Origin of the sequence: Streptomyces sudanensis, from assembly GCF_023614315.1 — a bacterium.
GTDB lineage: Bacteria > Actinomycetota > Actinomycetes > Streptomycetales > Streptomycetaceae > Streptomyces > Streptomyces sudanensis.
The window spans coordinates 936949-949140 of sequence record NZ_CP095474.1; the positions used below are offsets into that span (position 1 = coordinate 936949).

Annotated in this window: 9 protein-coding genes and 1 pseudogene; 7 read left to right on the forward strand and 3 right to left on the reverse strand. The window is 72.5% G+C overall.

Annotated features, from left to right (window positions below; all coding sequences use genetic code 11):
• From MW084_RS04155 to MW084_RS04165, 3 genes are all read right to left on the reverse strand, one after another.
• Positions 1-1059, reverse strand: a 1059-nt coding sequence (locus MW084_RS04155; RefSeq protein WP_476718368.1) for a P-loop NTPase family protein, incomplete at its 3' end; no start/stop codon positions are given.
• Positions 1060-1274: 215 nt separating this feature from the next.
• Positions 1275-3029, reverse strand: a complete 1755-nt coding sequence (gene paaN / locus MW084_RS04160) for a phenylacetic acid degradation protein PaaN (protein ID WP_010468320.1) — start codon at positions 3027-3029, stop codon at positions 1275-1277.
• A 389-nt stretch (positions 3030-3418) separates the two neighbouring features.
• On the reverse strand, positions 3419-4570 hold the full coding sequence (locus MW084_RS04165) for an MFS transporter (RefSeq protein ID WP_010468323.1): 1152 nt from the start codon (positions 4568-4570) through the stop codon (positions 3419-3421).
• Positions 4571-4819: 249 nt separating this feature from the next.
• Between MW084_RS04165 and MW084_RS04170 the strand changes: the two genes are divergently transcribed.
• From MW084_RS04170 to MW084_RS04200, 7 genes and pseudogenes are all read left to right on the forward strand, one after another.
• Positions 4820-5722 (forward strand): LysR family transcriptional regulator, encoded by a 903-nt coding sequence (locus MW084_RS04170; RefSeq protein WP_010468325.1) that lies wholly within the window; start codon positions 4820-4822, stop codon positions 5720-5722.
• Between the two features lie 408 nt (positions 5723-6130).
• Positions 6131-6592 (forward strand): hypothetical protein, encoded by a 462-nt coding sequence (locus MW084_RS04175; protein ID WP_158684296.1) that lies wholly within the window; start codon positions 6131-6133, stop codon positions 6590-6592.
• Between the two features lie 748 nt (positions 6593-7340).
• Complete coding sequence (locus MW084_RS04180; protein ID WP_158684297.1) at positions 7341-7598, forward strand: hypothetical protein; 258 nt, start codon at positions 7341-7343, stop codon at positions 7596-7598.
• Between the two features lie 338 nt (positions 7599-7936).
• Positions 7937-8887, forward strand: a complete 951-nt coding sequence (deoC, locus tag MW084_RS04185; RefSeq protein ID WP_420833727.1) for a deoxyribose-phosphate aldolase — start codon at positions 7937-7939, stop codon at positions 8885-8887.
• A 5-nt stretch (positions 8888-8892) separates the two neighbouring features.
• Positions 8893-10350, forward strand: a complete 1458-nt coding sequence (locus MW084_RS04190) for an aldehyde dehydrogenase family protein (RefSeq protein WP_010468333.1) — start codon at positions 8893-8895, stop codon at positions 10348-10350.
• Positions 10347-11258, forward strand: a complete 912-nt coding sequence (locus tag MW084_RS04195) for an aldehyde dehydrogenase family protein (protein ID WP_010468335.1) — start codon at positions 10347-10349, stop codon at positions 11256-11258. The genes MW084_RS04190 and MW084_RS04195 overlap by 4 nt, the downstream gene beginning before the upstream one ends.
• Positions 11259-11446: 188 nt before the next feature.
• A pseudogene (locus MW084_RS04200) lies at positions 11447-12072 on the forward strand (ATP-binding protein); the annotation flags it as partial.
• Positions 12073-12192: the final 120 nt, after the last annotated feature.

Sequence of the window (12192 nt, forward strand, 5' to 3'; positions counted from 1 at the left end):
TGATGTGTTTTTTTTGTATTGGTGGGCGGCGTCCCGGAGGCCGGGGCCGCGTTCGGCCGCCGTCCCGGGCCGCGGGGCGCCCCCGGTGCCCGGCGGCCGGGCACCCGCCGGGTGGTGCGGGCCCGGGGAGACGCCGCCGGCCGCGCGCAGCAGGGTGATCTCCTGGTACAGCACCCGCTTGAGCGCGCCCGGCACCGCGTCCTGGACCGCCTGGCGGGCGAGGCCGCTGTGGAAGGCGAGCCGGTCGGGCGCGTGCCGCACCACACCGGTGGCACACGCCTCCTCCATGACCGGCAGCAGCGCCGACAGGGGGCGGCCCAGTACGGTCGACAGCTCGGCGTACTCCACCTCGGCGCCCAGGACGGCCGCCACGCTCAGGAACTGCCGGCACTCCCGCGAGTACTGGGCGAGCGTCGTGCGCACCCAGGCGAGCACCCGCTCCGGCAGCCGGGAGCCGACCAGTTCGGCCTCGGTGCCGTCGGTGCGGACGGTGCCCTCCTCGCGCATCCCGAGCAGCAGGTCGACGAGCAGCCGGGGGTGGCCGCCGGCCCGCTCCACCAGCCGGGCCACCGCCGGACCCGGCGGCAGCCCCAGGACGTCCGCCGCCAGTTGCCGGGCGGCGGCCGGCGCGAGCGGCTCCAGTGACAGGCGCTCGTGGCGGCACCGCGGGTCCGACAGCAGGGCGCCGCACCGGTCCCGGCCGGTGTCCGTGCGGCGGGCGGTCAGCCAGACGACCCGGTCGTGGTGGGCGTCGTGCCGGGTGAGCAGCCCCCGGTCGGCCCCCGGGCCCAGGTTCTGGCACTCGTCCAGCACGATCAGCACGGAACCGCCCGGGAGGCGGTGGGTGGCCGCCGGTCCGGCCACGGCGTAGCCGTGCCGTTCGGCCAGGTCCATGGAGGCGAGCAGTATTCGGGTCTTGCCGTAGCCCGGTGGCGCGTCGACGGTGATCAGGGCGGTGCCGCCCGGGCGGGTGGTCTCCAGGACGGTGCCGACCCGCGCCAGTTCGCGTTCGCGGCCGCGCAGCGGAGGGTCGAGGAGGGGGGTGGTTGTCGAGAGCATGCGGGTGTACTCCCTGGGGGGTTCAGGACGGTGAGTGGGAGGAGGAGGGCGCGGGCGGTCGGGTACGCCTCCGGCCCGTGGGGCGGTGGCGGTGGCGCGGACCGGGCCGCCGTCCGGAAGGAGCCTGGTGGACGGGCCGTTCCGGGTTTCGCGCGCCGGCGGACGGGGACCCGGCGCGGACCGCGGCCGCCCGGTGGGGGAGCCGGGGCGGGTGTTCAGCGCCCGGCGCGGTGGCGGCGGGCTCCCACCGCGTGGAACCGGCCGGTGACGAAGGCGGAGTCGCAGTAGACGGCGTCGGCGGCCGGGTTCATGCCGGTGCCGTGCAGGTCGGAGTAGACGGCGGACTGGGTGATGTACCACTGGCCCCGCAGGTTGAACGAGACCATGACGCCGGCCTCGGCGCACGCCTCCTCCACCGCCGCCTCGACCTCCGGGGAGGTGGTCCAGGCGCCGGCCGAGAGGGAGCCCCGCTCGCGGGCGGTGCGCGCCAGCAGTTCGACGCCGGCGGCGGCCGAGTCCACGGCGACCGCGAAGTGCACCGGGCCCAGCCACTCGGTGGACAGGGTGGCGAGGTCGCCGGGGCGCGACGCGTCCAGCACCACGACGGCGGGGGTGCGGACGACCGCCTCCGGGTGGTCGGGGTGGACGACCCGGCGGGGGGCGACGGCCACTTCGCCGAGGGCGCCCGACGCGGCCTTGTCCACCCGGGCCAGCACCTCGGGCGAGAGGAGGGCGCCGAGCACGGAGGCCGCGGCGGCGTCGTCCGCGAGCAGGTCCCCCAGCGCGCCGCCGAGGTCGGCCACCACCTGGTCGAAGGTCCGGTGGCCCTCGTCGGTGGCGATGCCGTCCCGGGGGATCAGCAGGTTCTGCGGGCTGGTGCAGAGCTGGCCGCTGTAGAGGGCGAGGCCGAAGGCCAGGTTGGCCAGCATGCCCCGGTAGTCGCCGGTGGATTCGAGGAGCAGGCTGTTGACCGCCGAGGTGCTGGTGAACACCCGTGCCTGGACGGCGTTCCGGCGCAGCCAGTCGCCGAACCCGGCGGTGCCCGCGTAGTCCACGATCCGCACGTCGGGGTGGACCGCGAGCCGGCGGGCGAGCCCCTCGCCGGGCCGTTCGGCCGCCAGGCACACGAGGTTCGGGTCGAATCCGGCCTCCTCCAGCACCTCCCGGGCGGTGCGGACGGTCAGCGCGAGCGGCAGCACGGCGCTCGGGTGCGGTTTGACCAGGACGGGGTTGCCGGTGGCCAGGGAGGCGAAGAGGCCGGGGTAGCCGTTCCAGGCGGGGAAGACGCTGTTGGCGATCAGCAGCGACACCCCGCGCGGCCGGAGCGTGAACGTCTTCTCCAGGACGAACGGTTCGCCGTCCGGCATCGGCTTGCTCCAGACGAAGGAGCCGGGCAGCCGGGTCTGCTCCTCCACGGCCTGGGCGACGGCTTCGAGCCCCCGGTCCTGGGCGTGCACGGCGCCGGCGTGGAAGGCCATGACCGGGTTGTGGCCGCTGGTGTGCTCGGCGGCGAGGGCGAACGTGTGCGACGCGGCGTTGATGCGCGCCAGGATCTCCGCGCAGACCGCGGCGCGTGCGGTCACCCCCGCCTCCCGCCACCGCGGCATGGCGCGCCGCATGGCGGGGAGCAGGACGTCGGGGTCGTGGTGGGTGTAGGCGACGGCCAGTTCCGGTCCGTAGGGCGAGCGTTCGCCGCCCTCGGCGGGGGCGGGGCCGACGAGGCCGTCCCGTCCCGGCTGGCCGAGGTCGAGCACCCGCCCGCGCAGGGCGGCGAGGGCGTCCCGGGCGGCGGCCGCCGCGCCGGGGCCGTAGGCGTCGGGGTCCTCCGGGTAGGGCGACCAGTGCTCCCGGGTGCGGACGACCTCCCGGGCCCGGTCGAGGACCGGCCCGTGGCGGAGCGTCAGCTCCCGTATGAGGGGCTCCGATCGCCGCCCGTCGCCGGGGGCGGCCGGAATGCCGGATGTTCTCACTCTGTGCTCCTCCCGCTGTTCGAGACGCGGGCGGAGATCGACCGGGTGTACGCCCTCCGGGGCTCGCCCGGTCGGGCCGGGCCGATGCCGCCGAGAGGTGGTCGTGCGCACATGACTCCCTGTCCCCCGTGGTCGCGTCTCGTCTCACTGGACTGAACGTGACCATTCATGCACGAGGAGGGGTGCAGCATGCAAGAGTTTCGTATTAAATAGTCATGAAACGTAAATATTAGGCCATGATTGAAAGCCGGATGAAGGGCGCACGGTGCCGCGCCCCTGTGCTTTCCCAGGTCAGGGCTCCGCCCGGGGAGGGGCGGCCCGGTGGCCGCAGGGGAGTGAAAGGCCACCGGGCCGGACCGGCGGCCCGGTGGGCCGGCCGGTTGCTCGGTTCAGTCCTGGGGACCGGCGGCGGCGGGGGCCGTCGAGGGCGCCTTCCCGAGGAGGGTGGCCAGCAGGGCGCCGATCGCCAGCGCGCCGCCCAGCCACAGCACCGACCGGGGGCCGGAGGCGTCCACCGCGAGGCCGCCCGCGAAGGCGCCCAGCGCGATGGCCCCGTTGAACACGCCCACGAACAGGGAGGTCACGCCCTCCCTGGCGTCCGGGGCGGCCAGCGCCAGCCAGGTCTGGGTGCTCACCGACACCCCTCCGTAGGCCAGGCCCCACACCACCAGCAGGACCGCGACGCCCGCCACGGACAGCCCGAGCAGCGGGATCAGCAGCACCGAGGCGGCCAGGGCCACGCTGAGCACCAGCACGACGCCCCGCACCGACCGGCCCACCCGGGCGCCGACGAGGAAGTTGCCCGCGATGCCGGCGATCCCGTACACCAGCAGCAGCGTGCCGATCATCGAGGACCGGACCCCGGAGACGTCCTCCAGAATCGGCCGGACATAGGTGTACGCGGCGAAGTGGCCGGTCACCAGCAGGGCCACCACGAGGAGGCCGGTGGCCACCCGGGCGTTGCCGAACAGCCGCATCACACCGCCGAGCGCGACCGCCCGCTCGGCGGGGAGCGGCGGCAGCAGGACGGCCATGGCGATGGTCACCAGCACGGCCAGCGCGGCGACGGCGAGGAACGCCTCGCGCCAGCCGGCCAGTTCGCCGATGTACGCGCCGGCCGGCACGCCCACCACCGAGGCGATGGCGATACCGCTGAAGATCGTGGACGTCGCCGGCCCGATGGACTTGGCCGGGACCAGTCGGGCGCCCAGGCCGCCCGCGAGCGACCAGACGCCGCCCATGCCGATGCCGATGAGCACCCGGGCCACCATCATGACCGCGAAGTTCGGCGACCAGGCGGCCAGCACGTTGGCCGCCGCCAGCAGCACCATCAGGGAACAGAGCACCACGCGCCGGTCGAGCCGGCCCACCGCCGCGGTGACCAGCGGCGCGGAGAACGCGCCGACCAGGCCGGTGACGGTGAGCGTCAACCCCGCCGTGCCCTCGCTCACGTCCAGCGAGCCGCTGATCGGGGTGAGCAGCCCCACCGGCAGCATCTCCGACGTGACCACGGTGAAGGTTCCGGCCGCCACCGCCACCACCGCGGGCCACCCGCTCCTCGCGGATCTCCCCGGCGCGGCGGGCGCGCTTACGGACGGGTCGTCAACTTTTGCCATGCCCCCAGCCAACTCGTGTGGGGGAAGCGGAACAAGTTCGAAGATCTCATGCTTCCATGAGGTGAGCTAATCGAACAGCGGGGTGCGCGACACGTGCGACCAGCACAGCCTCGCCGGAGGGACACGACCATGGCAAGCACAGGACCGAGAACCGCCGCCGGGGAGCACCCGCCGGTGGGCACGGTGGAGATCCGCGAACTGGAGTGCTTCCTGATCCTCGCGGAGGAGCTGCACTTCGGGCGGACCGGGGAGCGCATGTACGTGTCCCAGGGCCGGGTCAGCCAACTCATCCGCTCCCTGGAGCGGCGCGTCGGCGCCCGCCTGGTGGACCGCACCAGCCGGCGGGTGCGCCTCACGCCCCTGGGCGAGGACTTCCTGAGCTCCCTCCGCCCGGCGTACGCCGCCCTGCGCGCCACCGTCGAGGACGCCCGGGCGGCGGCCCTCGGGGACAGCGGCCCGCTGCGGATCGGCTTCCAGGGCGTCGTCGGGTACGGGTTCATGGAGGTCATCGGGGAGTTCGAGGACCGGTACCCCGGCTGCGAGACCCGGATCACCGAGCTGCCGCTCTCCGACCCCTTCGGGCCGCTGCACCGGGACGAGGTGGACACCGCCGTCGTCCTGCTGCCCGTCCGGGAGCCGGAGCTCGTGCTCGGTCCCGTCTTCTCCCACCAGCCGCAGTACCTGGCGGTCTCCCGCCGGCACCCCTTCGCGGACCGGCCCCTGCTGGACGCGGAGGAGCTGGCGGACTCGCCGCTCGTCGGGGTGGCCGCCCCGGCCCCGGACTACTGGCGCGAGGTGCAGGCGCCCACCCGCACCCCGTCCGGCGCCCCCGTGCCGCAGGGCCCGGCGGTCGGCACCCTCCAGGAAGGGCTGTCCCTGGTGGCGGCGAACCGGGGCGTGATGCTGCTGTGCCACCCCACCACCGAGTACCACCACCGGCGGGACGTGGCGTACGTCCCGGTGACCGGGCTGCCCGAGTCCGCGCTCGGCCTGGTCTGGCACTCCGGCCGGGAGAACGCCCGGGTCCGCGCCTTCGCCGACGCGGTGACCGACAGCCTGCCCCGCCTCGCCCTGTAGCCCGGCCGCCCGGGTCCGCCCCGCCCGGCGGACCCGGAATCGGCTTCCTCGCGCTTCACCCGGTTCCGCAGGGTGCCGGCCGAACCGGCGGCCGGTTTCCGGGCGACCGCCCGCAGCGCGGCCGACTCGTCCGTAGGGTCGCCACGGACCTCGGCGACCCCGCGGACCGCTCGTTCGCGCAGTTCGGCGGGACGGGAGGAGGGACGCGCCATGGCCCAGTCCTTTCACGGAACAGAGCCTCTACCGAACCGGGAACGGTTCACCACCACCCCTGAGCCCCTGAGCCCCTGAGCCCCTGAGCCCCTGCGAATGAATCGTCACCACCCCCACGATCCATGACATGAGCCGCTGAGTCTTCCCACTCACGGCTCAGCAAGTCCACGTCGTATTACCCTGGCAGGTGGATGGATGAATGCAAGTGAACGAAGCGAATGGCTCCGATGTTTCCTGACGGATGTGGATGTCCGCCGACTGGAGGGCGTCTCGGTTCCAGTCACCCCGGAGCGGGCCCTAGGGCTGGTCGAGCTGTTGGAGGGTTGGCGCAATCACGTTCTCAGGATTGAGGCGGAGATTGGGCTGCCCGATTCCGACAGGACGGTGTGGGGCGTCTACGACTTGATTGCCGCCCTCGCGCTCCGGAGCTTCGTCTCTCGTGGCATGAAAGACATCGACTCGGATTTTCCTGGGGGATTCGGGCGGGCGCTCGATGATGCCGACTCCAGATTCATGCAGTTCACTGAGATCGATGAATCCGGAACTGTTCGCCGTCTTGATGGCGGTGAGCGATCGGATAGCGAGTGGTGGTGGGATCGAGTTCCCCGGGTTGGCCCGATCCGCCGCGAGGTCGAGCGAATCGAATCGTCATCGTAACCGATTGCGACTGCTGACATGAAGAAGGATTCGATGGCACCCCTAGGGTTTCATCGGTAAGCCTGAAGCCCCACCGGGTTGCTTTCCGGTGGGCTTCAGGGGTGCTTGACGGCAACGCTGACGGCGACCGGACCCGCCAACGGTGTACGCCGGCGGACTTCCGCGGGCATGTGAATCGGCGCTGACCTGCGAAAATGCAGGTGAGAAGGACCTGCCCTCCACACGTACTACGTGCTGGCGGGTGAGACGCCGGTTCTGGTCCACAACTGCAATGGACGGGACCCTGTCGACGGTAGGTTCGATGACGACACCTACGACCGGATAGACAGTTTGCATGGCCCGGACATAGCCGACGGTGTCGAGTACCAGTACAGCGGATGCACGACGGCACCTTCTCTGCCGCAGATCACGATCTTCCTGGTATCGGGCATAACTCCGATGCCCCGGCTTCTTATTTCGCGTCGTGGCGAGGCAAGATGACACATACGGACACGGAGACCGGATCGTGCGTGGCACACGACTCAGGTCGAGGTGTACTGATGGCGACGACCGGCCGCAACGTTCACGGTTTCACATACAGTCGAGACGACTTCGAAAGTGGAAGGTGTGCAACGCCATGAGAACAAGGGTGATAGCCACGGCGACTCGCAGTGGAGTCCTTCTGCGATTGACGCCATTACAGAGGCGGTTGATTCGCGAGACGCTCATGTTCCACGCAAGTCACTCTGATGGAGATATCTCTTCCATTGTGCGGCTCGGCATCGACCGCGCAAACACCAAAAGACTAATGGAGAAGGTTGCCGAGCCGAATCCGGAGTTCCAGCTCGGCGAGGTTCACGCGCTGTTGGCCGCATTGGCCTCCGCTCCGGTCATGATGCCTTCCCAGGAAGCATTCTATATAAGAATCGGATTCTTCCAGGAGAATGTGCTCGCCTTGGCCGGCGGACTGATTAAGGCAATCGAGGAAATGTCCGACTCAGCCGTAGATCCTTCCGAAGGCGCGTGACCGGAGGCTCTGTCCTCGCACGGTCCCGTGAGTTCACCCGCGGTCCGTGGGGGCACGTGAGCACCGGGTGAGGCCCCGCCGGTTTCCTCCGGCGGGGTTTCCGCTCCGTGACGCGCAGCGGTCGAGGGCCACGCCGACACAGGGAGACGGCGCCGGGCGACAGGGAACGCCGTGCCTGTGCGCCGTCACGGTCGGCTCCGCGCCGCGTACACGTGACCCGCCCCACCCGGCTCCACGGGCCGGTTCGATTGGTATAAGGTCCGCCCCTCCTCCCGCACGGCGTCGCCGCCCCCGGCTGTACAGGCCGCTACGCGCGTAGATATGCTCCCCTGGTGACCATGCCCACCCATGCACTCGCTGACGTGACCGCGTCCGACAGCACACTGCGCCGCTTCCTCCACGGGCTGCCCGGCGTGGACGCCGTCGGCCTCGAAGCGCGCGCCGCCGCCCTCGGCACGCGCTCGATCAAGACCACGGCCAAGGCGTACGCCATCGACCTGGCCATTTCCATGATCGACCTGACGACGCTCGAAGGCGCGGACACCCCGGGCAAGGTCCGGGCGCTCGCCGCCAAGGCCGTCCGTCCCGACCCGACCGACCGCGCCACCCCGCACACGGCCGCCCTCTGCGTCTACCCCGACATGGTGGCCACCGCCAGGGCCGCCCTCGCCGACGCGGGCTCGACGGACGTGAAGGTCGCCTCCGTCGCCACCGCCTTCCCCGCCGGCCGCGCCGCGCTCGACGTGAAGCTCGCGGACACCCGCGACGCGGTCGCCGCCGGGGCGGACGAGATCGACATGGTGATCGACCGGGGCGCCTTCCTGGCCGGGAACCACCTGAAGGTCTACGAGGAGATCCGCGCCGTGAAGGAGGCCGCCGGTTCCGCCCGGCTGAAGGTCATCTTCGAGACCGGCGAGCTCTCCACGTACGACAACATCCGCCGCGCCTCCTGGCTCGGCATGCTCGCGGGCGCCGACTTCATCAAGACCTCGACCGGCAAGGTCCCGGTCAACGCCACCCCCGCCAACACCCTTCTGATGCTGGAGGCCGTGCGCGACTTCCACGCCCGCACCGGCGTCCGGGTGGGCGTGAAGCCGGCGGGCGGCATCCGCACCTCCAAGGACGCGATCAGGTACCTGGTCCTGGTCAACGAGACCGCGGGCGGGGACTGGCTGGACCCCCACTGGTTCCGCTTCGGCGCGTCGAGCCTGCTGAACGACTTGCTGATGCAGCGTCAGAAGCTGGCCACCGGACGGTACTCCGGCCCCGACTACGTGACGGTGGACTGATCACCATGGCATCTGCATTCGAGTACGCACCCGCTCCCGAGTCCCGCTCGGTCGTCGACATCGCCCCGTCGTACGGCCTGTTCGTCGACGGCGAGTTCACCGAGGCCGCGGACGGCAGGGTCTTCAAGACCGTCTCCCCCTCCACCGAGGAGGTCCTCTCCGAGGTCGCCCGGGCCGGGGCCGAGGACGTGGACCGGGCCGTGAAGGCCGCCCGGAGGGCGTTCGGCCCGTGGTCGGCGCTGCCCGGCTCCGAGCGCGCCAAGTACCTGTTCCGCATCGCGCGGATCGTCCAGGAGCGCTCGCGCGAACTGGCCGTCCTGGAGACCCTGGACAACGGCAAGCCGATCAGGGAGACCCGCGACCACGACCTGCCGCTGGTCGCCGCGCACTTCTTCTACTACGCGGGCTGGGCCGACAAGCTCGCCCACGCGGGATTCGGCCCCGATCCGAAGCCGCTGGGCGTGGCCGGCCAGGTCATCCCGTGGAACTTCCCGCTGCTGATGCTGGCGTGGAAGATCGCCCCCGCGCTCGCGACGGGCAACACGGTCGTCCTCAAGCCGGCCGAGACGACCCCGCTGTCGGCGCTGTTCTTCGCGGACGTGTGCCGCCAGGCGGGCCTGCCCCGCGGCGTCGTCAACATCGTCCCCGGGTACGGGGACGCGGGCGCCGCGCTGGTCGAGCACCCGGACATCGACAAGGTCGCCTTCACCGGCTCCACCGCCGTCGGCAAGGCCATCGCCCGGCAGGTCGCGGGCACCCGCAAGAGGCTCACGCTGGAGCTGGGCGGCAAGGGCGCCAACATCGTCTTCGACGACGCGCCGATCGACCAGGCCGTCGAGGGCGTCGTCACGGGCGTCTTCTTCAACCAGGGCCAGGTCTGCTGCGCGGGCTCCCGCCTCCTGCTCCAGGAGTCGGTGCAGGAGGAGTTCCTGGACGCCCTGAAGCGCCGCCTGTCCACGCTGCGCCTCGGCGACCCGCTGGACAAGAACACCGACATCGGCGCGATCAACTCCGCCGAGCAGCTCGCCCGCGTCAGGGCGCTCGCGGAGACCGGCGAGGCGGAGGGCGCCGAGCGCTGGTCGCCCGCCTGCGAACTGCCGTCGACGGGCTACTGGTTCGCGCCGACGCTGTTCACCGGCGTCACGCAGGCCCACACGATCGCCCGCGACGAGATCTTCGGCCCCGTCCTGTCGGTGCTGACGTTCCGCACGCCGGCCGAGGCCGTCGCCAAGGCCAACAACAGCCAGTACGGCCTGTCGGCGGGCGTCTGGACGGAGAAGGGCTCCCGCGTCCTCGCGGTCGCCGACAGGCTCCGCGCGGGCGTCGTGTGGGCCAACACGTTCAACAAGCTGGACCCGGCGTCGCCGTTCGGCGGCTACAAGGAGTCGGGCTTCGGCCGCGAGGGCGGCCGGCACGGTCTGGAGGCGTACCTCGCCCCGTCGAGCCCGGAGGACGAGCGATGACGAGCAACACCGGTGACCAGAACCGTCTGAGGGTCTTCAAGACCTACAAGCTGTACGTCGGGGGGAAGTTCCCCCGCAGCGAGAGCGGCCGGGTGTACGAGGTGGCAGACAGCAAGGGCACATGGCTGGCGAACGCGCCGCTCGCCTCCCGTAAGGACGCGCGGGACGCGGTCGTCGCCGCGCGCAAGGCGTTCGGCGGCTGGTCCGGCGCCACGGCGTACCTGCGCGGCCAGATCCTGTACCGGGTCGCGGAGATGATGGAGGGCCGCAGGGCCCAGTTCGTCCGCGAGGTGGCGCAGGCCGAGGGCCTGTCGAAGCCGGAGGCCGCCGAGGCGGTCGAGGCCGCCGTGGACCGGTGGGTCTGGTACGCGGGCTGGACGGACAAGGTGGCGCAGGTCGTCGGCGGCGCCAACCCGGTGTCGGGGCCGTACTTCAACCTCTCCGCGCCGGAGCCGACCGGTGTCGTCGCCGTCGTCGCCCCGCAGGAGTCGTCGCTGCTGGGCCTGGTGTCGGTGCTCGCCCCGGTGATCGCCACGGGCAACACGGCGGTCGTCGTGGCCGGCGAGCGGGTCCCGCTGCCCGCCCTGTCGCTGGCCGAGGTGCTGGCCACGTCGGACGTGCCGGGCGGGGTCGTGAACATCCTGTCGGGCCGTACGGCGGAGCTCGCCGCGCCGCTCGCCGCGCACCAGGACGTCAACGCCATCGACCTGACGGGCGCGGACCCCGCACTCGCCCGCGACCTGGAGATCGCGGCGGCCGACAACCTGAAGCGCGTCCTGCGCCCCCGGGAGGCGGGCGGCGAGGACTGGACCGCCGACCCCGGCACGGGCCGCCTCACGGCGTTCCTGGAGACCAAGACGGTCTGGCACCCGACCGGTTCCCTGGGCGTGTCCGGCTCGGCGTACTGAACCGCGCCGCGCCCGGCCCCGTCCGCGCCGCGCCCGGCCCCGCCTCCCCTCCGCCGGGGGCGGGGCCGGACGCGTGCGCGGGACCNNNCCCNGCGNNNCNGCCGCNNNNCNCCCCGCCGGGCGGTGCCCGGGGCGGAGGGCCCGCGGCCAGGGGCGTGGTCCACACTGGTGTCCCGTGAGTTCCCCNNCCTTCCCGGCCCGCGTCGTGCTGCTCGCGGGCCCCTCCGGTTCCGGCAAGTCGTCCCTCGCGGCCCGCGCCGGCCTCCCCGTGCTCCGGCTCGACGACTTCTACAAGGAGGGCGGCGATCCGACCCTGCCGCTCGTGCCGGGCGGCACGGACGTCGACTGGGACTCCCCCGGGTCGTGGGACGCGGACGCGGCGGTCGCCGCGATCGTCGAGCTGTGCGCCACGGGCCGTACCGCGGTCCCCGTGTACGACATCTCCACCAGCTCCCGCGCCGGCCGCGGGACCCTGGACCTCGCGCACGCCCCGGTGTTCGTCGCGGAGGGCGTCTTCGCGGCCGACATCGTGCGGCGCTGCGAGGAGCTGGGGGTGCTGGCGGACGCGCTGTGCCTGCGCGGCCGGCCGTCCACGACGTTCCGCCGCCGGCTGCTGCGGGACCTGCGCGAGCGCCGCAAGCCGGTGCCGTTCCTGCTGCGCCGGGGCTGGCGGCTGATGCGCGCCGAGCGGTCGATCGTGGCCCGGCAGGCGGCGCTGGGCGCGCACCCGTGCGGGAGGGACGAGGCACTGGACCGGCTGGCCGCCGCGGCGGCGGGCCGGCGGTACGGCACGAGGGCCCCGGAACCGGCGTAGGCGGGCGGGGCGGCGGGGCCCGGCGACGGACGCGGGGCCGTGCGCGGCCCCTCCTCGGAGCCGGGGGGGAACACCTGCGCCGGGCGAGCCCCCCAGCTCNNACGATGTAAGACACACACA